The 23,345-nt window shown below is 42.3% G+C and carries 15 protein-coding genes and 1 CRISPR repeat array; of the genes, 6 read left to right on the forward strand and 9 right to left on the reverse strand.

Features of this window, described 5'->3' with window-relative positions:
- Positions 1-89 precede the first annotated feature (89 nt).
- Positions 90-1,160 (forward strand): PQQ-binding-like beta-propeller repeat protein, encoded by a 1,071-nt coding sequence (locus tag HRI96_RS04350; protein ID WP_210118298.1) that lies wholly within the window; start codon positions 90-92, stop codon positions 1,158-1,160.
- A 231-nt stretch (positions 1,161-1,391) separates the two neighbouring features.
- Positions 1,392-2,291: a M23 family metallopeptidase gene (locus HRI96_RS04355; protein WP_210118299.1), complete on the forward strand. Its 900-nt coding sequence runs from the start codon at positions 1,392-1,394 to the stop codon at positions 2,289-2,291.
- Between the two features lie 127 nt (positions 2,292-2,418).
- Here HRI96_RS04355 and hisS read toward each other — a convergent pair whose 3' ends face one another.
- From hisS to HRI96_RS04385, 6 genes are all read right to left on the reverse strand, one after another.
- On the reverse strand, positions 2,419-3,732 hold the full coding sequence (gene hisS / locus HRI96_RS04360; RefSeq protein ID WP_210118300.1) for a histidine--tRNA ligase: 1,314 nt from the start codon (positions 3,730-3,732) through the stop codon (positions 2,419-2,421).
- 237 nt (positions 3,733-3,969) lie between these two features.
- Positions 3,970-5,085: an N-acetylneuraminate synthase family protein gene (locus tag HRI96_RS04365; protein ID WP_210118301.1), complete on the reverse strand. Its 1,116-nt coding sequence runs from the start codon at positions 5,083-5,085 to the stop codon at positions 3,970-3,972.
- 21 nt (positions 5,086-5,106) lie between these two features.
- Positions 5,107-5,616: a ferritin gene (locus HRI96_RS04370; protein WP_210118302.1), complete on the reverse strand. Its 510-nt coding sequence runs from the start codon at positions 5,614-5,616 to the stop codon at positions 5,107-5,109.
- A 433-nt stretch (positions 5,617-6,049) separates the two neighbouring features.
- Complete coding sequence (locus HRI96_RS04375; RefSeq protein ID WP_210118303.1) at positions 6,050-7,666, reverse strand: N-acyl-D-amino-acid deacylase family protein; 1,617 nt, start codon at positions 7,664-7,666, stop codon at positions 6,050-6,052.
- On the reverse strand, positions 7,629-8,327 hold the full coding sequence (locus tag HRI96_RS04380) for a helix-turn-helix transcriptional regulator (RefSeq protein WP_210118304.1): 699 nt from the start codon (positions 8,325-8,327) through the stop codon (positions 7,629-7,631). The genes HRI96_RS04375 and HRI96_RS04380 overlap by 38 nt, the downstream gene beginning before the upstream one ends.
- 152 nt (positions 8,328-8,479) lie before the next feature.
- Positions 8,480-9,976, reverse strand: coding sequence for a sodium:solute symporter family protein (locus tag HRI96_RS04385; protein WP_210118305.1), 1,497 nt, complete (start codon positions 9,974-9,976; stop codon positions 8,480-8,482).
- Positions 9,977-10,444: 468 nt separating this feature from the next.
- Here HRI96_RS04385 and HRI96_RS04390 point away from each other — a divergent pair, with 468 nt between their 5' ends.
- Positions 10,445-10,912: a RidA family protein gene (locus tag HRI96_RS04390; protein ID WP_210118306.1), complete on the forward strand. Its 468-nt coding sequence runs from the start codon at positions 10,445-10,447 to the stop codon at positions 10,910-10,912.
- 77 nt (positions 10,913-10,989) lie between these two features.
- Here the strand turns inward: HRI96_RS04390 and HRI96_RS04395 are convergent, their stop codons facing one another.
- Positions 10,990-11,973 carry a hypothetical protein gene (locus HRI96_RS04395; protein WP_210118307.1) on the reverse strand — a complete coding sequence of 328 codons (984 nt, stop codon included), beginning with the start codon at positions 11,971-11,973 and terminating at the stop codon, positions 10,990-10,992.
- 464 nt (positions 11,974-12,437) lie between these two features.
- Here HRI96_RS04395 and cas9 point away from each other — a divergent pair, with 464 nt between their 5' ends.
- The 3 genes from cas9 to cas2 all read left to right on the forward strand — a co-directional run bounded on the left by cas9 (position 12,438) and on the right by cas2 (position 17,633).
- Positions 12,438-16,223, forward strand: coding sequence for a type II CRISPR RNA-guided endonuclease Cas9 (gene cas9, locus HRI96_RS04400; RefSeq protein ID WP_210118308.1), 3,786 nt, complete (start codon positions 12,438-12,440; stop codon positions 16,221-16,223).
- 178 nt (positions 16,224-16,401) lie between these two features.
- Positions 16,402-17,292, forward strand: coding sequence for a type II CRISPR-associated endonuclease Cas1 (gene cas1 / locus HRI96_RS04405; protein ID WP_210118309.1), 891 nt, complete (start codon positions 16,402-16,404; stop codon positions 17,290-17,292).
- A 2-nt stretch (positions 17,293-17,294) separates the two neighbouring features.
- Positions 17,295-17,633 (forward strand): CRISPR-associated endonuclease Cas2, encoded by a 339-nt coding sequence (gene cas2 / locus HRI96_RS04410; RefSeq protein ID WP_210118310.1) that lies wholly within the window; start codon positions 17,295-17,297, stop codon positions 17,631-17,633.
- A 98-nt stretch (positions 17,634-17,731) separates the two neighbouring features.
- Positions 17,732-20,730: direct repeats of the CRISPR family, unit length 36 nt; unit sequence GCTATTTTACATCAGAATTCGAAATCAAACCACAAC.
- Between the two features lie 295 nt (positions 20,731-21,025).
- On the opposite strand, the gene HRI96_RS04415 is transcribed toward cas2, so the two are convergent.
- Both HRI96_RS04415 and HRI96_RS04420 read right to left on the reverse strand, forming a co-directional pair.
- Complete coding sequence (locus tag HRI96_RS04415; RefSeq protein WP_210118311.1) at positions 21,026-21,628, reverse strand: alpha/beta hydrolase family protein; 603 nt, start codon at positions 21,626-21,628, stop codon at positions 21,026-21,028.
- Between the two features lie 582 nt (positions 21,629-22,210).
- Positions 22,211-23,287: an ABC transporter ATP-binding protein gene (locus HRI96_RS04420; protein WP_210118312.1), complete on the reverse strand. Its 1,077-nt coding sequence runs from the start codon at positions 23,285-23,287 to the stop codon at positions 22,211-22,213.
- Positions 23,288-23,345: the final 58 nt, after the last annotated feature.

Genomic DNA, 23,345 nt, shown 5'->3' on the forward strand with positions numbered 1-23,345 from the left:
TACGATAACTCAGCACTCAGTACGGCTCCACGCGGCGGTTTATATGCGGCGGTTGACACTTTATCTATTGTTACTATACGATTAATCGTATGAAATTTAAGGTCGGGGTTTTGCCGCTTGCAGCGGCAGTTATTTTTTCCGTTGTATATATTTTTGCCGCAGTATATCCGCTTTCTAAGGAATTGCAATTTATTCCCGAATGGACGGTTTCGGCAGTGCAAAATCCCGCCGCTTCGGAAACTAATAAAAAAGACGAAGGCCTTATCCCATTTAAAATAGGACAGACAGTAGGATATTTTACGGAAGACGGAAAGATTGCCATGTCCCAATCATTTCCCGTAAAGGCCGCCGTTTCGGAATATTATTATGCGCCGTACGGCTTGGGTGACACTTCAATTCAATTTTATTCTCCGGACGGAATTCCTAGAGGCGTCATAGGGGCGAGCGGGTTCCCTTTTATCGATGAAGACCGCTTATATCTTTTTTTGCCGGGAGGCGCGTCGTTCAGTCAATACGGAGCGGACGGGCAAAGGCTGTGGACGTATGAAGGGTTCGTACCGGTTACGGCTTTTTCATCGTCAAAATGCGGCTGTATCGCGGGATTTGCAGACGGTAAGATTATCGCTTTTTATCCCGACGGAACTCTCATGCAGGAATTTGTTCCCGGCGGAAGCAAGTATCCGGTAATCCTCGGCGCCGATATTTCTTATGACGGCAAACTCTTCGCCTGTCTTTCAGGGCTTGAAAAACAGAGGATCGTTTTAGTCCGCACTGAAAAAAAACACGCGGTAATCACTTTTTTTAAATACATGGAAAAGGACAGAAACGTTCAATCCTTAGTCCGATTCAGTAAAGACGGAAAGTGGCTTTATTACGCGTCCTCCGAAGGCTTGGGAATAGTAAACTGCGAGGATTTAAAAGACAGCGAAATTAAAATGAGCGGTTGGATTTCCGCCATAAAGGAAACGGACATACCCGGAACTTTTTTTGTGCTCACTAAAGATAAACGGTTGTGGACTGTTTATGCGGTTGAAAACTTTAAGAGCCTTACCGGAAAATTTTCTTTTGAAGCCGACTTTTCGTTCATACAAACGAGAAAAAACGATTTATTCATAGGAAAGGATTTGAAAATTTCCAAGCTCAGGCTTGCAAGGGAATAGCGCGGCGGTTTTTAGGTTCGCTGTGCAGTAAGAGCGCGTTTAAGCGTCGCCCACCGCTTTGCGCCGTGTCGATTATCTTGCGCGGCGTCCGATAATGTCGCCGTTCAATTTAACTTCGAGTTTCGGACGAAGCCGAAACATCGCTTATTAGCGTATGCGCAAAAAGCGCACGAATTGCACTCAGTCGAAAATTGAAATTTTCTCCTTCGTGCAATTTTAAGGGAAAGTTTTATGAAACATTTAAAAAGATCAAGGATTTTACCGAAGATGCCGGCGGCCTTCGCCCTTGTTTTTCTTTTGTCTTCTGCATTGTGTTCCTACGCCTTTGACTGGCCGCAGGACGCCGTTCTATCCGATTCGTTTTATTCATATTTCGGGCAGCGCAGGGGAAACGCCGTCAGTTCGTCGCTGATATTTTCCGAATATTCAGAGGTAAAGGCCGCAGGCGACGGCAAAATTGCCGTGATAATTTTGGAACATGACGGCGACATGGGGTGGTTTGATTCCTCTTTAGGAAACGCCGTCATAATAAATCACGACGATAAGCTGATGACCGTTTACGGCAACCTTGACGGCGAGGAATTTGCTATCGATCCGGGAAATGTAACTGAAGCTGCGGCCGGCATGCTGCTCGGCGCCAGCGGAAATTCAGGCTGGCAGCAAGGAAAATCTTGCTTGGAATTTCAGGTCATAGATCTTGAGCAGAACGCCGCCGTGAATCCCCGGCTTTTGATGCCGCACATCGGAAAGGAACTTGAGCTTTTTGTAGGCAATATAAGCGCCGTAAATAAAAGCGGAAACAACTTTGCGATAAGAAGTCAGATGGCCATTCCTGCAGGACAGTATTCTTTTTACAGGACAAGGCAAAAAACTACGATTCCCTACAAAACAAGCGTATTTATAAACGGCGCCGTTGTTGAAAAAATATCTTACGATCTTCTTAAACAGGACGATATGCGTCTTTGCGTTCTAGGAAACAGGCCTTATTCTTCGGAAGAGATATATCCCGATAATGACAAACAGCTTTTGTCCGTGCTGACGCTGTCTTCCGGCAGAAATATTTTAACCGTAAGCGTAGCCGATATTCACGGCAATGAAAAAACTGCGGATTATGTGCTCTTCGTAAAATAAATGGTTTTATAACGCTGCATTGGCGATAAGCCTCCGCACCCTTCCAACCCTTGCCGCAGCCGCACTGGACGTGCGACCTATAGATGCTGCCCGAGCGGCATAAGAATTTCCGGAAGCTTTTGTGGTTTTAGCGATGCTTTTCGGAAAGGATTTTTTCTGCGGTCTCTTCTGCGCTGAGGTTTTCAAACTGTTCGCGCGTCGAAAGATCTTTGAGCGTCATTGTGCCGGACTTTGCGTTCTCGTCGTTTATGAGAATGCCCCACGGAATGTCTTTGGCCTGCGTAAGAGCGTACTGCTGCCCCATTTTCTTTTCATCGGGAAAAACTTCAACGTTTATCCCCTTGCTGCGGAAAAAAGCCGCAGTTTTTTGATATTCTATTGCAAGAGCTGCGTTGAGGCAGTAAATTTCCGCGTCGATATAACTTTTTTTTGCGTCCGCAATGCCCAGCTGTTCAAGCCCCGCTATCAGACGGTCAAGTCCTATCGAGGCTCCTACTCCCGGAACTCTTTCTTTCATATAAAGGCTTGCAAGATTATCGTAGCGTCCGCCCGAACATACCGAACCTATCTGCGGCAGATCGGTCAAAAACGTTTCATAGACTATGCCCGTATAATAGTCAAGGCCGCGCGTTATCGACGTGTCCAGCGAAAAAGTTCCTTCGATACCTGCCGCCTTCATCATTAAATAAATGTCACTAAGCCTTTTTGTATCTTCGGCAGGACCTCCTGCAAGGTCTTCAATAAAGGCGAGCGTGCTTTGGAAATCCGAAGAAAAAGAAACGTAATCGAGTATCAGTTCGGTTTTTTCTTTTGACGATGTTATCTCTTCAATCTCTTTTTTTACCTGATCTTTCCCGACTTTCGAAAGTTTGTCGACTGTGCGAAGAATATCCTCGCTTCTGTCTTGGGCGCCTATTTTTGAAAGAAAGCGGTTGAATATTCCTCTGTGATTTATTTTTATAACGATCTTAGGCGCTCCGATTTTTTCAAATGCCGCCTTCATTACCGAAAGGATTTCAAAATCTGAGGCCGCGCTGTCAGAGCCTACGGTATCTATGTCGCATTGCACGAATTCTCTGTAACGTCCGGCTTGAGGTTTTTCACCGCGCCAAACCTTCGCTATGTGGTAGCGTTTAAAGGGAAAGTAAAGCTCCGCCCTGTGTTCCGCCACAAACCGCGCGAACGGTACTGTTAGATCGAAGCGCATAGCCACGTCGCGCCCGCCGTTGTCTTCAAAGCGAAAAACTTGCTTTTCCGTCTCTCCGTTGCTTTTTCGTAAAAGTATTTCTGTATATTCCAGAACGGGCGTGTCTATGGGAACAAAGCCGTAAGATCGGTAAACTTCCGTGATCTTTTCTATCAGAGAAGCCCTTTGAATTTCGGAAGCGGGAAGAAAATCGCGGAAGCCTTTTAAGATCCGCGGTTGAATTAAATTTTCCATGGATCTCATACTAGCTTAAATGCAATAAAAAAACAATTCGGTCGAATATCGAGTTTTGAAAAAATCTACTAGTAATGCTATGCTTTCGGCGAGAACGTCGTTCGCTACGCTCACGGTGTATGCCGCGGTCGAGCTTTTTGAGAAGAATTCTGTACGCATAACGCTCGAAGCGTCACGCAGCCGGAACCTCGCCTCTGCGCAGTTTTATTCGTTTTCAAAACGCGCTGTTTCATGAGCCTATCGCGTAAGGAGGTCTTCCCACTGAACACCGCTTCCCGCGCCGACGTCCTTTGAAAGTCTTGCGCCTATCACAGTATCCAAAAATTCCGGGCTTATCCCCGGGCTAAGCACTTTTTCCGTTCTCAAAACGCCTATGTCTTTTTGCGATATACGGCTGCCTTTTTTCATTGAATCCATAAAGTGCAGGGATCGGTTCGTCCTGCCGTAATTTTTTTCTTCCGCCGGAGCCAGACGTTTTATTCCGTTGCCGACTATTTCGGCGATCATCTTTGCGTTATATTGTTCGGAAAGTTGGCTTATTATTTTTTGCCGCGCTATTTCCATTCCGTATCTGTTTACAGCCGCCTGACTTTGATGCACTGCGTGTACCATGAGCGCAAATTGTTCACTTTCCAACGCTACCGGATCGTCAAGGCCGTCGTCTTTTTTGCTTAAGGTTATGTGCTTTTCAGTCATCACTCCGCCCATAGCAGCCGCCAGCGACGGAACCAAAATGGGGTCAATGCTGTGGTCGCTTATACCTGTGGGCACTCCGAAAATGCGCCGCAAAGACGAAAGAACTTTTACGTTGTATTCCGATTCAGGGGCAGGGTAGCTTGTTATGCAGTGCAATAGAACAAGGTTTTCCGTACCGAGGATGCAGAGGGCCTTTTCTATGTCGGCAATTTTTGAAACTCCGCTTGAAAGGATCACTTGGATCGGAGGGCGCCCTTCAAGTTTTTGCCGATCGCGGAATGCCGCCAGCGCTTTGAGCATGGGAAAATGGTTTAATTCCGGAGAAGCGATTTTTACCGCGTCGGGCGCGATCTCTAAAAGTTCTTCAAGGCTTTTCAGTCCGAAAGGCGAACATACGAATTTTACGCCGAGCGAATGTGCGAAATCTTTTGCGTCCTTATAAAAAGATGGCGGAACTTCCAGTTGTTTAAAGCGATCGTAAAGCCGTATACTCCCTCCCGGAAGGTCTACAAAGCCTGTATCGGGATGCAGTATTTCATCGGCATAAACCCATTGCAGTTTTACCGCGTCGGCTCCGCTCTGGACGGCGGCTTTTATGAGCTGCTCGCATCTTTGTTTTGACCCCTTGTGGGAAGTCCCTATTTCCGCGACGATCATACACAACGCTGCCGATTTAGACTAAAGCACTAAAGAAGGCGGAGAATACACTCTTGCTTTAAGTTCGCTGTTAAACATATATAAACTGCGGGAATCGTCGCCGAAAAGCTTCATGCGGGTGATAAGATCGGAAGAATTTTTTTCTTCTTCGCCCTGTTCTTTTACAAACCAGTCCAAAAATTGAGTGGTACGGTAATCGTTTGCTTTTTGAGCCGCCGCGTATATATTGTTTATAAGACTTGTCACATATTTTTCATGTTCCAAGCCGGCTTCAAGCGGGTCGAGCAAGGTTTTAAAAGTCTTGTCAGGCTTTGCGATAGCTTTTAGAGTTACGCTTTCTCCGTTGTTGTGCAGATAGCGGTACATGAGGAGCGCATGATCCATTTCTTCTTTTGCCTGAATTTCATACCAGTTGGCAAAACCGTCCAAGCCCTTATCGTCGTAAAAACTCGCCATAGAAAGATACAGATACGCAGAATACATTTCTTTGTTGATCTGATCGTTCAACAGCGCCGCAACTTCTTTTTCCATAGAATCATCCCTCCGTAAATTTGCTGAAAATTAGCCCGAACTTCGAGTTCCTATATTTTATAATTTGGGCGGCTTTTGCAGTTTTCTATAGACTGCGAGTTTGCAAAGCAAACTCGTTGAGGTCAGCTTACTGACCGATGCTTTCCGGGGTTCCGCTAACGCTACATTGGCGGCAAGCCGCCAACGCGCCCCTCTGATCCCTGTCGCGTTAATCTCGACATTAAGGCAATCAAATTCGATACAAATATTATACGCCGCAAACACGCTTAGTGCAACGAATGAGCGCACATGGCGCGCTGTAACCCGCCGTCCGTACATGAGAACGGCATCCTTGTGAATACCGTTAAGCTGCTGGCGCACATAGACAATCGGGGCACACATCAAAACGGCAAAAACGGCGGCTGAATGCGCTCGGCTGTTTTTTGCGAACGGACTACCGCTTGTTCCGTATGAGCTTTCCTGCGTTTTTTGTGATAATCTTATCGTCTTTTAACGCTATCTTTCCGTTGACTATACAATACGAAAGCCCTGTGCACATGCGGGTGGGATTTTGGAACGTCGCATTATCCCTGAACTTCTTGGGATCGAAGATATTTATGTCCGCATAATAACCTTCTTTTAAATACCCGCGGTTTTTGATGTTCATACGTTCTGCAGGCAGGCTTGTCATCTTTTTTATTCCTTCTTCAAGCGTAAAAAGGCGCCTTTCGTTTACGTATTCCCGGATGATTTTGGGAAAAGAACCGTACATGCGCGGATGCGGAGTATCCGTTTGCGCATAGATTGAGTCTGAAATTACGATGGAGTAGGGAAGTTTTGCCACAGTGTCTATATCGTCTTGGCACATACTCATATTGATGATGGCGGTTTTGCCTTTTTCATCCGATAAAAGATAGGCCGCTAGAGCATAAGCATCCTTATAGCCGAATTTTTTTGCCGCCGTTACAACGTCGAGCCCTAAAAATTTTTTATTGTATTCGTTTTCTATGCCTGAAATTATAATACGGTCCCAGCCGAGCGTTATACAAAAATTGTCCCAGTCGGAATATTCTATCGACGCCGCTTTTCTGAAGGCGTCAACTCCTTCTTCCGTTCCCAGCCTTTCAAGGGCGGCGTTCATGTTTCCGGCGATAAACGCAGGGGGAATCATGGTTGTAAGGGCGGTGGATCCTCCTTCGTACGGATAAAAATCGCACGTAACGTCCCGTCCGTTTTTTCTGGCTTCTTCTATAAGCGCTATGGCGCGGTGAATTTCCTTTTTCCAATTTTTCATTCCGCATGATTTGAAATGCGATATTTCAAGGGCGCAGCCCGCCTTGCCGGTTATTTCGATAACCTCTTTGACGCTGTCAACCATGCTGTCGCCTTCTCCTCGTATGTGGCTTGTAAAAAGTCCGTGACGTTTACCCAGCGGTCTAAGCAGATCTACGAATTCTTCCTTTGTGCTGTAGCATTCCGGCATATACATTATCCCTGAAGAAATAGCCGGAGCGCCTTCTTCCAAAGCGTCTTCTATCATTCCTTGCGCCTTTTTCATCTCTTCTTTTGTATAAGGAGTATTTGAAAAGCCCTTTACGGCTATTTTTACGTTGCCTGTACCGATCATCGCCATAAAGTTAAGCGGCAGCTCGATTTTTTCCAAGGCATTCATATAATCGCGGTATGTTTTTATCTCGGGAAAGGCTGGACCCAGTACGGGCGAGTCGAAGTCATAGGTTTCCTGCGCCGTTTTTTCGTCGGAGGATACGGGCGTCATTGAAATTCCGCAGTTACCGACTACCGTCGTAGTAATTCCTTGAGAAAGCATTACCGAGCCGTATAGTTTTTCTTTGTCGTTAAACGGCTTTATGTCGCAATGGCGGTGAATGTCGATAAAGCCCGGCGTAACGGCCATTCCTTTTGCGTCTATGACGGTTTTTGCATTTAAAAGACCGTCCTTTGATGCGGATATTTTAGAAATTTTATCGTTATCTATGAGAATATCGGCCGTGTAAGGCTTTTCGCCTGTTCCGTCAATGACCAATGCGTTTTTTATGAGTATATCGTTCATTTTTCTTTTGTTCTCCTTTATACTTATTGATATAATTGTATATAGTAAAACGAGATAATGCTAAAAAATCCGCAACCGATTCTGCCGATTTTTTAACAAGAAATGCTCCTTGCTTGTCAAGATCGTTAACAAAAATGATCTTTTCTTCTTTTGTAAGGTCTTCAGCCTTTTTTCCGAATTTTTCCAGTTCTTTTTTCATCATTTCATTTAAAATCAGCTGTACGTTGCCTGAAAATATTTCGAAATTTTCATTTTTGTCGGATTTGTCAGCGTCCTGATGTGTAAAAAATGAAAGTTCGTTTTGCAGTTTAACCAAATCCGTGATATCAAAATTTATGCAGATGCTTCCCGCGATATTTTTATTGTCTTTGGAATAAATGTATTTGCTTGTCGAACGCAGTATTTTGCCGTCCTGAGTGGTGTTTATATAATTTGTCTGGTCTTGGGGAATCTTCGTTCCTCTTAAAAGCTCGAGCCCTGCGTTCGTCACACCGTCTCCAACTTTGCGCCCAGTCACATGGCCGTTATATATTGCTACGATCGTGTTATCGTACGGACGAGTAAGATCGTGAAGAACTACTTCGCAGTTCGAACCGAACTGTTTTGCGATGCAGAAGCAAATTTCCGACAGTAATTTAAAATTCTCTTTTACATAACTCATTTTAGTGGTCGAAGTTAAACCTCCCTTAAAATTCAACAGCCGAACAAAATGTCAATTTTGGAGGCTGTTGAATTAGTGCGCATTTTGCGCACAGATAATTCTAAAGCAAGAGGGGGCTGAGCGGAAAGTCCCTCAAGTCCCCCTTGGCTTTTTTAGATCTTTTCTCTTGAAGCTATTACAAGTTTCATTCTTTCTTCTTCCGAAAGTTTTTCAAACGGAGTGAGAAGACTTACTATAATTCCGAACACAAGGGCGATGATCGTCGCAGGAATTGCAGGTCCCGTAAACGTGCTTGCTATCAGCGCTTTGAACGGCGGTGAAAAAAGGTACGTCATGCCGAACAGCAGAGCCGACGTTACCGAAGCGATGCCGCCCTGCCAAGAAGCTTTTTTCCAAACGGCGCCCAAGAACATCGCTACCGACACACCGGGTATTATGGAACCTATGACGTTGGAAATATACGACATAACGTCTTTTGCAAACAGAGTAGCCGCAAACGCCAGAGCCAGAGTAAGCACGGTAATGACGCGGCTTAATTTGGTGATCTCATCCTGAGGAACCGGCTTTTTCTTGACAATCGGATAGATATCGCCGATAAAGATCGCCGTTCCCGCTATTGCGTCGCTGTCGCCTGAAGACATGGTCGCGCTTAATCCTGCGATCATGAACAACAATCCTAGGACGGGACCGAGTACCGTCGTGGCTACATAGGTAAACGCGAAGTCCGGACGTTTAAGGACTTCCGCAGCTCCGTTTTTAGTTGCGATGGTAAAAGCCGCCATACCGATAAGCGCCGGAAGCAGGGAAAATACAAAAAGAAGAACGGCCGAAAGAGAAAATCCGCGTACTGCCGTAGAATCGTCTTTTGCCGTGTACAGCCTTATTCTGTAAGTCGGCGTTCCCAAACACGGAACGGCCACGCTCCAGATTATCGAAATAACCCACATCCAGCCCATCGTTTTGTAACCGTAAAGGCTCAAGTTTCCGGCCTTATTTGCGCTTTCCAACGTGTGTGTGATTTCTGCCCAGCCGCCCGCCATCGGTATTGCAACGCATGTTATCGCAATAAATCCGAATACCAAGATGATCAGCTGTATCAGATCCGTCCAGACAACCGCAAGGTATCCGCCTATGATAACGTAAATTCCGAAGGCAAGAACGGTGATGAGTTTGCATATAACCGGATCAAGACCCGTGACAAAGCCCAAATAGGTCGCGCCGCCGTTTATGTGATTGCCGAGCCACACAACTTCTATAAGATACATCATAAAGCTCATGACGATTTTTATGTATTTGTTTCCGTTATAGTGGAACTGAGCTTCTTCGGCCATCGTTTGGATCCCTTTTGCCCTAAGACCGCCCTTTCGGACTACAAGGATCAATATCAGCATGCCGAGCGCCGCTCCGAATCCGTAGGCAGATCCTCCGAAACCGAATTTAAATCCGTTTGAAGTAGCTCCGATGGAAGATCCCGTTCCGATAAGCGTGGCTCCCATAGTCGCAAAGATCAAATACAGCGGAAGCTGCGCGCCGCCCGTGAGATAATTGGTTCCCGTATTTTTCCCTCTGCTGCTGAAAGTCCCGATGGCTATCATGATCCCAATATAGATCACAAAGCCTACCAGAAAAAAGACCGTAAAATTAGTCATTTTTCAACCCCCTTTTGTTTTATTAGATAATTCTATGGGGCGATTCAACAATTTGTCAATATTTATTATTTGATATTTGCAAATTTTGTAAGAAAACACAGGTTTTCGGCCGATTTTTTGCATAAATTCGGTATTCTTTTAAAATATATTTATTATATTTGAAACGGATATTCAACATATTGTTGATGATTACCTGCAAAAGCTGCTATGTTATAGTCAACTTTGCTCTGATATACCGCCGTTTTTATTTAAATTACCCCGGCGACGCTTGAAGCTTCGCCATTAATCTGCGGTTAAGTTGTTGATTGATTTTTTTTTATCGGTGCAATAGTATTATTTACGCATGACGGTACGCTTGCCGCTCAACGAGCAATAAGCGTGAAAAATAGAAATCAAAGAAACTGGCTTAAGTTTTGGACCAGCCTCTTGATACTACATATTAATTTTTATAGGAGATACGATAAAATTATGTCGGATGTTTATGCAAAATTAAAAGAATTGAAAATTACGCTTCCTTCTCCGCCGCCGAAGGGAGGAATCTACACTCCTGTGATGGAATTCGGCAACAAGCTTTTATACTGCTCAGGCTGCGGTCCCGACCTCGGTAACGGTAATACCGTAACGGGAAAAGTAGGAAAAGAATTGAGCCTCGAAGACGGACAAAAGGCCGCGTATAACTGCATGCTTAACCTGCTTGCCAATCTGGAAGAAAAACTCGGCGACCTTAATAAAATAAAGAGGTTTGTAAAAGTTCTCGCCTTTGTAAATTCTTCAGACGACTTTGATAAGCAACCGCAGGTCGTAAACGGCGGATCCGAATTGATCTTTAAACTTTTCGGAGAAGCGGCCGGACTTCCTGCGAGAAGCGCGATCGGAGTAAATGCGCTCCCCGGCGGAATCGCATGCGAGATCGAAATGCTCGTAGAATACTGCTGATCGATAGAATGTATGTTCTTACGGAATGTGCAATGTGTATTTAAATTTTAAAACAGTTTGAATATACCGCACATTCCTTATTTCAGCTGTTTAAGCTTTTTTAGTTCTCCGTACACATGAAAAAGATCGGTTCCGCTCCATGGATTGTCGTTATAATCCGTGGAATTGCCGTCGTCCGCACAATTTTCTTCATCCTCGGACAGCTTTTCTTGTTCCCATTCTTCCCTCTTATAAGTTCCGTTTGTCAAAAAAACATCAAAAGCCTTCATAAAATTGTCAAATAAGGTGTCGCTTGATCCGTAAAATGAAAATTCGACTTTTTCTTCGTCCTCTTCGGTTCCTGTATACACTTTTATCAAATTTTCTCGGGCGGTAAAAGTATAAAATCCGCCTCCGTAGCAAGACCACAGGTTTAAATTTTCAGGCTTCCCCAACGGATTCTTTGACAGCTCGTAAAGCCATTTACCGAGCAGCATAAACCAGCAGAAGTTCGGTTCATCGTTGTCGTCATCGTAAAAATCAAGTTCCAGCCTGTAAGATTTTGTCTTTAACTGCAGCTTTATAATTCCGTCTTTGCATGAAACAAAGTCGAAATTTAAAACTTGATTTTCCGGCATATCTATTTCCAAGTCTTTTGAATAATCGTAACGCCGATTTTCTTCGTTCCTTTCTTCAATATATTTTTCTTGCTGTTCAGGATTAAGGAAAATCATCTGTTTTTTTACCGGCTGTCTATAAGTTTCAGGAATATAAAACGCCGGATTTTTCGCGGACAAATTTCCATAAAGAGGAAGGATCTTAAAGTATTCGAGTGAGTTGTTTTTTCGCCTGAATATTCCGCACTCGGTTTTGTAAACGGCTTCTGCGCCGCGTAAAAAATATCTTGCGGCCTTTTCAGATGTAAAACGCGCATTTAAAGGAATTTCCGACATCTTGTCTATGCAGATGCATCGGCCGCAAGTTCTGCACAGATACTGTTTATGGTTTTTCAGGCAATTTTCATGAGCAAAAAACGGCGTAATCCGGGAATATTCGCAATAACATTCGCTGCATTGTTCCATAATAAAAATACTACAATATAACGGTTTTATATGCCATAGTTTTGTGAGGTCAACTTACGTACCGCGCTATAGGGGGTACTCGGCACGGTCGGGGTATGGCTTCCGGCGCAACAGGGTAAAGCACTCGACGCAGGGCAACTGCGCCGGGTTGTGTTTTTGCCGATGCCGGAAAACGGATCGTAACAGGTATTTACACCGGCGGAAAATTCTACGGGGTTTAACAAAATGGAAAATAATATCATGGAATAATTTTTAAGATGTGCTAAAATAAAAATGTCCCGCACGAGGCGGGACTGTAGTCAAATGACTTCGGCCTTTAGCCTTATTGTGATTTGATTTCATAAACAATTTATCATGTTTTGCATATTTGTGCAAGAAAAATATTATAGGTCATCTTGAAAACTCGCCTTTAGAAATTTTTCGAGGTTTCAGCGCAAAAATATGCAAGATAAACCGAGGAATATATGAAAGTTTTAGGTCTTGATATCGGTACGAATTCCATAGGCTGGGGCATTGTAGATGAGGCGGCTAAGAAAATTGTTAAGGGCGGCGTTTATATATTCCCTGAAGGCGTAAAAAAAGAAAAAGGAAATGAAAGTTCAAAGGCTGCGGAAAGGACGGCCTTTAGATCCGCCAGAAGGCTTAAATTTCGAAGAAGGCTTAGAAAATATGAAACGCTAAAGGTTTTAATAAAAAACGGCATGTGTCCGCTAACTATGGAAGAGCTTGATCTTTGGAAGACTTCAAAGATTTATCCTTCTTCAACAGCGTATCTAAACTGGTACAGAACGGATGAATTAAAAAGCTGGGAGCCTTATTTTCTGAGGAAAAAATGCGTTGAGCAGAAGGCGGATCCTTATGAACAGGGGAGGGCTTTTTATCATCTTGCACAGAGGCGCGGTTTTTTAAGCAACAGAAAAGAAGCGGCAAAGGAAAGCGAAGATAAGGATGTAAAGGGCATTAAAGGCCAGATGAATGAGCTTTCCGAATTAAAAGGCGATAAAACTTTAGGCCAATATTTTTATGAATTAAAACAATCCGGTGAAAGAGTAAGAGGAAAATATACTTCAAGAAAAGATCATTACGAGCAGGAATTTAATAAAATATGTGAAGTGCAAAATATTTCCGATGAGCTGAAAGAATCTTTATATAAAGCTATTTTTTATCAACGAAAGCTGAAATCTCAGAAATTTCTTGTAGGTAAGTGCGCTCTTGAACCTGACAAGCCGCGTTGTCCTGTTTCGCATTTTGAATTTGAAGAATTCCGAATGCTGCAATTTATTAACAGCATTCGAGTCGCCAGAAATTGTAATGAGGATGACAGACAGCCTTTTGAACCTCTTACGGAAGAAGAAAGAGAAATCATAAAACCTCTGTTTTTTAGAATATCGAAACGGAGTTTTCATTTTGCGGACATTTCTAAAAAACTTGCAGGAAAAAAAGAATTCTGGAAATTCAATTATCGAGACGATACGAACGTTTCAGGCTGTCCGGTTTCTACCGGATTAAAAAACATCTTCGGCGATGACTGGAAAAACGTGCAGATCGGGCGATATGATATAAATGACATCTGGCATGTTCTTTTTGATTTTGACGACAATGAAAAACTTCGTGAATTTGCTATCGGTAAACTGCTTTTGGACGATGATAAGGCCGGTAAATATTGCGCCGTTTACTTAGCGCAAGGGTATGCGAGTCTCAGTTTAAAAGCTGTCAGAAAAATAATTCCGTTCCTAAAAAAAGGGTACGTATATTCTACCGCCGTTTTTCTTGCAAATATTCCTTTGATGATCGGTAAAGAAGTTTTTGAAAAAAACGAGGCCGATATTGAAAAAGCCGTGCAAGAAATTTTAAGCACGCTAAAGGATAAAAACAATGTGCGTGTGCTTGCAAACCGCTGTCTTGAAGCGGTTTTTAAAGACGCAAAGCACGATTTTCATACGGAAGAGTGGGATAAATCGATTATCGATGTTCAAGCTTGCGATCTGTTCGGAAAAAAATCTTGGGAAGAGAATCCCGGTGAAAAGCGAAATAACGTCAGGGAAGAAGTCTTAAAGCTCGTAGACGAAAATCTTAAACTTGCTGTAACAAAAAATGCCGCCAATTACAAATATCCAATGCTAAGAATAGATGAGCTTATTGAAGAATATCTTAGTTCAAAAGGATTTAAAATTAAAAAAGGCGCGAAACTTTATCATCCTTCCGATCAGGATTTCGGTTTGGAAAAATCCATTTTATGCGACGACGGAAAAGAATATTTGGCCTCTCCGAGGACTTCAAGCGTAAAAAATCCCGTAGCGATGAGAGCGCTGTATCAGCTCAGAAAGCTCGTAAATTATCTTATAAAAACCGGAGAAATTGACGGTTCTACGCGGATTAACGTTGAGCTTGCCAATGAAGTGAACGATAAAAACTGGCGGAAAGCTATTGAGGAATTTCAGAAAGAAAATGAGCGGAGGAATAAGGACTATAAAGATCAGATTTCCGAACTTTGTAAAGAAGCCGGATTTGAAATCAATCCTACCGACTCGGATATTAAAAAATTCCGTCTCTGGAGAGAACAAAAAGAAAAATGCCCGTATACCGGAAAATCCATAAGTATTACCGATTTGTTCGGTAAAGTACCTAAATTTGATTTTGAACACACAATCCCGTGGAGTTTATCTTATGACGATTCTCTTGAAAATCTTACTCTTTGCGACAGCGATTTTAACAGAAACGTTAAGAAGCAGCACATTCCGTCCGAATTGCCGAATTTTGAAGAAATATGCGCGCGTTTTAAAGGATTCTATAAGGAAGAAATCGACAGGTGCGAAAGCATAATTAGCCGAAATTCAAATTATGTCGGCTATATTGATCCAGCTCTAAAAGATTCGATGATCGTGAGAAGGCACAAAGCACAGTTGGAACTTAGATATTACAATGAAAAGCTAAAGCGATTCACTGCCACGGAAATTACTTCCGGCTTTAAAAACAGCCAATTAAACGATACCCGCATAATTACAAAACTTGCCTTGAGATATTTAAAACAGGTATTCGATTATGTTCAGCCGGTCAAGGGAACTATGACAGACATATTTAAGCGGCAATGGGGATTGCTTGACAGAGATGAGACAAAAGACCGCTCCAATTACATGCATCACGCTGTCGACGCTTTGACGGTCGCCTGTGTAAGCAGGGCGAAGTTCAATTTACTCTCTCATGAAATGAAAAACAGCGCAGAGAAAGCCCATATTAACTTTGCGAAACCTTGGGATTCCTTTGATAAAGATGTCGTTTTAGCCGTCCGATATGTAATTCCAAAACATTTTGTCGATGATAATTCTCTCAGGCAATCTAAAAAGATATTAAAGGACAGACACGGTAAACGGATCTTAAATAATGGGAAAACGATTTATATTCAGGGTTTAACGGCAAGAGGTTCTCTGCATAAAGATACTTTTTACGGCTGCATCATGACTGTGCCTGAAAAAGGCGTTGCAAGTAAAAAGATTTTCGTTGAGCGAGTTTCCGCTTTTGGTCTTACGGAAGATATTGCTGAAAAAATCGTTGATAAAAAAATTAAAGATGTTTTTATCAACAATATAAAAACCGGGATCCAAACCGAAAACAACATACGAGAAAAAGGAATTTTGCTTCCTTTTAAGAAAAACGGAAAAGACGTTTATGTTCGTCATATAAGGATAAAGGCAAAACCCACGGATCCCGTCAAATTAAAAGAACATCATAATGCCATTAAAAAAAATCAGAAAGAATATAAGCAGCATTATTATGTCGTGAATGAAGAAAATTATTTAGTCGCTTTGTATAGGGGAATATCCGCCGACGGAAAAAGGCTGAGCAAGTATTCGGTTTTAAATCTTCTTGACGCCGTTAAAAATAAGCGGAGCGGAAAAGAGTTATATCCGAATGAAATGGAAGAAGGACAAAATAGGCTTCCCTTGTATAAGGTACTGAAAGTGGGAAAAATCGTTCTGCTTCAAAACGACTATGATGAAGATGTGTTCGGTCTTCCTAAAGAGCTCATATGGAATCGTTTGTACAGAATTGCCGGATTGGGTAAGTCAGGAGAACGTATTTTCATAAAATTGGCGCATATCATATGCTCGAAGCCTTGGCAATATATGAAAGGTGAATATGATTTGAATACGGGCGTTGAATTCCGTCTTTGTATGGATAATAATTTTATAGGACTTGTAGAAGGGACGGATTTTACCGTTTCGCCTGCCGGAGAAATTATTAAAAAATAACAATGTGAAGATATTTTCATATACTGCCGATAATTTAGTATACGGACATTTCGGGAAACTTACTTTTAGCGAGTTTCCTGAGACGTTTACGAGTTGTAACTCACTGTATTATCGCGAGTTACAACATCGCGTTTTAAAAGTTACCTCTAAAAACTGCAGTTTTTAGAGAGGTTTCCATATGATTAAACGAACACTGTTTTTCTCACATGCTGTTTGTTTAAGTCTGAAAAACAAGCAGCTTGTAATTTTTAACAGAGAAACGCAAGAAGAAATCCTGATTCCTATTGAAGATATAGGTTTTGTTGTCATTGAAAACAATCTTGTTTCAATGACAGTGCCCCTTATAAATGAACTTGCGTATAATAATTCTGCCGTAATATTCTGCAATGAAAAACACTTGCCCTTTTCAATGACGTTGCCTCTGGACTGCAACAATATCCAATCTCAATTATTTTTTGTTCAGATTGACGCAAAATTGCCGGTAAAAAAACAATGCTGGAAACAAATTATAGAAAGTAAAATAAAGAATCAAGGAAGATTGCTTGAAAAGCACGGATTTGCTTCGGCTAAGGTAAATGAATTTTCACGACATGTAAAAAGCGACGATACTTCGAACATGGAGGCTCGTGCCGCAAAGACTTATTGGGATTATCTGTTCGGACATGACTGGACAAGAGATCGATACGGAAAATTTCCTAACAGTTTTTTGAACTACGGTTATTCTATCCTTCGAGCCGCTACTGCCAGAGCCTTAATCGGTTCCGGGTTATTACCGACTCTGGGTATACATCATCACAATAAATACGATGCCTATTGTCTTGCGGACGACGTCATGGAACCTTACAGACCGTATGTGGACGATGAAGTTATTAATTTTATTAAAGAAAATCCCAATGAAGAAGATCTTAATACGGAATTTAAGAAGAAAATTTTGAATATCCTTACACGGGATGTGAATATCGGTAAGGTTACAAGGCCGCTTATGATCGCATTGTCAATTACAAGCTCTTCATTAGTAAAAGTGCTTACGGAAGAATTCGAAAAAATGGCCTTACCTGTTTTTATATAGCTATGAGTTTTGAACGGATAAACGCTTATAAGATAATGTGGATTTTTTGTTTGTTTGATCTGCCGACAAATACAAAGCCTCAGCGAAAGCGCGCATCGGAGTTTAGAAAAAAACTCTTGGAAGACGGATTTGATATGATGCAATTCAGCGTATATAAAAGATTTTGCGGCAGTAAAGAAGCTTGCGCGGTTCACGAAAACAGAATCAAACAGTGGCTGCCGCGGGAAGGGACGGTGAGTATTTTAAAATTTACCGACAAGCAGTTCGGAGAAATACTGACATATATCGGTTTGTCCCCAAAGCCTAAAGAAAAAGCGCCTAAGCAACTGGAAATGTTTTAAAAACTGAAAAAAACAGATCGAGTTCTCACCCGTTTTCCCAGTTTTTTTGAGTAAAACAAGCATAAACCCTATATTTAGCAAGCAATTATAGAGTTTATGCTATTTTACATCAGAATTCGAAATCAAACCACAACTGTCGCTTGCAGTACCTGTCATAAATCCGGGCTATTTTACATCAGAATTCGAAATCAAACCACAACTGCTAATATATATAGCACAACTGGGTATCAGCTATTTTACATCAGAATTCGAAATCAAACCACAACTAATATATACTTCGCCAATCTCTGGATTAAGCTATTTTACATCAGAATTCGAAATCAAACCACAACGATTAGTTAATCCATTAATATAGTTGTTTAGCTATTTTACATCAGAATTCGAAATCAAACCACAACTAATCGCTTTATTACCTTTATTCCAAGTAGCTATTTTACATCAGAATTCGAAATCAAACCACAACCATTAGGACGAGAGTGATTAAAAAGGCTAGCTATTTTACATCAGAATTCGAAATCAAACCACAACAATCTCCTTCTGATTACTTTTGTTTTAAAGGCTATTTTACATCAGAATTCGAAATCAAACCACAACGAAATCGCAAAGAAAGTTCAAGAACTTGAGCTATTTTACATCAGAATTCGAAATCAAACCACAACTAAAGATGGTGATCAAGCTGCACAAAAAGCGCTATTTTACATCAGAATTCGAAATCAAACCACAACACAGCTTGGGTAAATGAATATGCGTCTTCCGCTATTTTACATCAGAATTCGAAATCAAACCACAACATAGTTATGTCTTTGAAATAGAATATTGTTGCTATTTTACATCAGAATTCGAAATCAAACCACAACCGGGGAGACAAACTACCGCTCGATATATCAGCTATTTTACATCAGAATTCGAAATCAAACCACAACAGAGACAGTGTTAATAAAAAATGGTATGTGGCTATTTTACATCAGAATTCGAAATCAAACCACAACGGGTCAAACGGATCAGTTAACGCTGAGTTGCTATTTTACATCAGAATTCGAAATCAAACCACAACTGATCACGTAGATTTGAACTTGTCCGACAAGCTATTTTACATCAGAATTCGAAATCAAACCACAACGCTTGATCATCGCCATGCGTTGTGTGTTTAGCTATTTTACATCAGAATTCGAAATCAAACCACAACAGAGATAGTGTTAATAAAAAGTGGTATGTGGCTATTTTACATCAGAATTCGAAATCAAACCACAACTACAAGCCATTTCAAGTGGCTGTTCCATGAGCTATTTTACATCAGAATTCGAAATCAAACCACAACGAGCGCCTCAAATGTTTGAGAACGTCAATTGCTATTTTACATCAGAATTCGAAATCAAACCACAACCGTGTCGTTAATTGATAAACTCCACTTTGTGGCTATTTTACATCAGAATTCGAAATCAAACCACAACTACATTTGTTTAGTAATATTGTGGTTTGAGCTATTTTACATCAGAATTCGAAATCAAACCACAACCAATGAATGTTACGGGCGCTTGTCCTATTGGCTATTTTACATCAGAATTCGAAATCAAACCACAACTAGAGGTTCTCGAAGGAATAATTTAGAATTGCTATTTTACATCAGAATTCGAAATCAAACCACAACTAATCTTTGTTCAAACTTTGATTCTGACTCGCTATTTTACATCAGAATTCGAAATCAAACCACAACAAACCGGGCTATTTCGTTACCGTGAAGATAGCTATTTTACATCAGAATTCGAAATCAAACCACAACCTGTTTCCATGTATAAGGCAAAAATTGAAGCTATTTTACATCAGAATTCGAAATCAAACCACAACTTTCGGATAAGACGGGTTTAAGTTTGAGCAGCTATTTTACATCAGAATTCGAAATCAAACCACAACTGCCGGTGTCGGTGCAAGTGATAGCCTTTTGCTATTTTACATCAGAATTCGAAATCAAACCACAACCGCGCAGAGGCTTCGACACTATCACAGCCAGCTATTTTACATCAGAATTCGAAATCAAACCACAACATGGCGTTAAAACTAAGAGATCGATATGGGCTATTTTACATCAGAATTCGAAATCAAACCACAACTAAAAAAGTTTTGAACAAAAAGAATGAAATGCTATTTTACATCAGAATTCGAAATCAAACCACAACCTCAAACCTTTTCATTCTTCACCCACCACAGCTATTTTACATCAGAATTCGAAATCAAACCACAACTCTTATAAACAGACAGTTCGACAAGGTATTGCTATTTTACATCAGAATTCGAAATCAAACCACAACTCTGAACAATAGTCCTAGCGCTATGAGCAGGCTATTTTACATCAGAATTCGAAATCAAACCACAACTCTAAGGTGCAGCGGCTGTATGGTATCGGTGCTATTTTACATCAGAATTCGAAATCAAACCACAACTGCGTGATTGCGGAATTCGATAATCATCGGGCTATTTTACATCAGAATTCGAAATCAAACCACAACTCGTAGACGGAGCTGTTAATAGAACTCCATGCTATTTTACATCAGAATTCGAAATCAAACCACAACCGCCATACTCGCCACAGGCGAAGTACGAGAGCTATTTTACATCAGAATTCGAAATCAAACCACAACGAAACTGGTAGCGTAAAAATCGGCTCTCGAGCTATTTTACATCAGAATTTGAAATCAAACCACAACATATGAAAGTCATAGCGGAAATGAAAACCAGCTATTTTACATCAGAATTTGAAATCAAACCACAACCTGTAGGTTTTGCAGAAATAGAACCGTTCCGCTATTTTACATCAGAATTTGAAATCAAACCACAACGGTACGGTCAATAAATCGTCCCACTTCATGGCTATTTTACATCAGAATTCGAAATCAAACCACAACTTTCGCCGGCCGCGGCGTCATCAAGCGCTTGCTATTTTCATCAGAATTCGAAATCAAACCACAACACCTGAACCCATGCACTTTAATCGTCGAGGGCTATTTTACATCAGAATTTGAAATCAAACCACAACAAAGAACTACAAGGGGAGTTTGCCGCAAGCGCTATTTTACATCAGAATTTGAAATCAAACCACAACACTAGCAGAGCTTTTATATTTGATGTTTCCGCAACCTGCCACCGATTGCGCATCAAGTAATGACATAGATAAAATAAAAAGAGCATACTGGCGGGGCAGCGTCGATAGTTAACAACCCGAGTATTCCAGCCCATAGTACGCTCTTTTCATGTATAACAATAACTCTGTTTTTCTTGATTATCAATAGCTTTTTAGTTTCTTTTTAATCACGGCTACAACAATTTCAAAGTTCATATGAAAAGTAATGATCAAAAAAACAGCGAACCTTGGATAATTTTTGAGACATCCGCATGATTTATCGCCTGTCCAAATTATTTTTTTTGAGCCAATCCGAAAGCAGATCGGCGATTTTAATATTGTTAAGATCCGAAAAGATAAAGTGCGTATTTCCCGTAATACCGATTTCGGGAAGGTGGACCACCGCCGCGTTGCCGCCGTATTTATTGATCGTCGCGGCAAAAGAACGCGCCATGGCAAGTTCGGCGCGCCATTGATCCTGTCCGAAATTCGGTGTGGGCTTCGACGCAATATTGTCGCCGTAGTATATGACGATCGGTATTTTTGTCAATTTCTTAAAATCGTCGAGCGGGATGCTTTTCGCCGCAATCGTGCCGTATGAGGTCGGAACGGGAGCAGGCGTTTTGCCTTCGGGAAATAAAAAAGGACTTCCGCCCGGCTCGTATGCGACGATCGCTTTTACGTTGCCGTTCCGTATCGCCGTTCTCCAGCCGACCGTTCCGCCCTGCGAATGCGTTACGAGAATTCCCTCGCCGATTTTGTTAAAGAGCGCAGACTCCTGATCGGTTATGACGATCGGTTTAAAATCCGTTCGCGTGTCTACAAAAGACGCCGCTGCGATCGCCAGCAAAGCGCCCAAAACTGCTAATAATTTTTTCATACATGCCTCCCATAAAAACTTTTGCAGAAAGTTTCAACTTTCGAAAAAGTTTTTAGCCGTGCGCGACCGCGCACACGTTCAATAATCGAGTTTGCAAATACAGTGTATTGTACTCATACGATTTTTATCGGAACGATACGTATACACGTCTTCTGCAAACATCCGAGCAAACTCGAGATAAAAAGCGACGACGATATCTCCGACGGTGCTTTTTATCGTGCCTCCTGCATCTCCATACTGTTTCCGTCGGCATACGTCAGGCGGCGCTTGATTTTTAGCAAGCATTTGAACTTTCTGTCGGCATGATAGCGCATTTTCCGCCGCAAGCGATTGGCATTTTTACTACGAGTGCACAATAAGCGGCATAATCTGTAAAAACGCACAAAATCTTTTGCCGTAATGACTGTTTTTACCACTGTGTTTGCGTTTGGAATCGGGTTTTTTTTAGGGCGTGTCCCTCGCTGCGCTCGGGTCGGGCTTTTCGGCGTTCCGCGCAAAAGCGCTCCATTCCTCCGCTCGCGCGCTGCTCGCTTCGGAACGGCTTCGCCGCGCCTCCAATCCCTCACGCGGGCGGGGCACTTGTTAGAGAATATGCAGGTTGTGGCTTTCGAAGTTTAAATAGGCTTTGTCGCCGGCTTCGTAGAGCTTTCGGTTTTTGGGGTTGTATTCGGTGATCTTAATCATCATGCCGTTTACGTCGGCCTGGTAATATTGATACGAACCCATAAATGTCGAAAGCGTTACCGTACACGGCAGAACGCCCTTGTCGGCGAGCGTCGCCGATTCGGGGCGCAGCACGATTTTGCACGGGTCGCCCTTTTGAACCTTTTCGAAGGATTCCGCCGTGATATCGACGCCGCCGACGTCGACGTGTATGGCTTTTGAGTCTATCGACGTTACGCTTCCGGTAAGGAAGTTTACTTCGCCGATAAAGTCCGCGACAAATTCATCTTTCGGCTGATAGTAGATTTCGCGCGGCGTTCCCATTTGAGCGATTTTCCCTTTGTTCATGATGATGATTTGATCGGAGATGCTCATCGCTTCAGACTGGTCGTGTGTAACGTATATCGCCGTGATACCGACTGTCTGCTGGATTTTTCTTATTTCAGTGCGCATCGCTACGCGGAGCTTTGCGTCGAGATTTGAAAGCGGTTCATCAAAAAGCAAAACGCTCGGCTGCACTACAAGAGCTCGCGCAAGGGCTACCCGCTGCTGCTGTCCACCAGACAGCTGATTCGTCATGCGGCCTTCTAGCCCTTCAAGTTCTACGAGTTTGAGCATGGCCATAACGCGCTCGGCGATTTCGTCTTTAGCCACCTTTCTGATCTTTAAGCCGTAGGCGATATTGTCGAACACGTTGTAGTGCGGCAGGAGAGCGTAGCTTTGGAACACCATAGCCGTATCTCTCTTGTTGGGCGTGAGTTCGTTGATCGCTTGATCGCCGATGTAGATTTCGCCTTTGTCGGGGCTTTCAAAACCCGCGACCATGCGAAGCGTCGTCGTCTTTCCGCAGCCGGAAGGGCCGAGCAGGGTAACGAAGCTGCCCGGTTTAATGTCAAGCGAAATATCGTCCACTGCGGCGAAATCTTTTCCCGTCTTATAGTCTTTGTAAATCTTCGTTATATGATCCAGGCGCACGCCTTTTTGTTCCTTTGTCATGATACTTCCCCTTGTTGTCTTTTGGAACCTATAAAAACTGCAGTTTTTATAGGTCACT

The sequence above is a fragment of the Treponema parvum genome, from assembly GCF_017893945.1.
GTDB classification, from domain to species: Bacteria; Spirochaetota; Spirochaetia; order Treponematales; family Treponemataceae; genus Treponema_D; species Treponema_D parvum_A.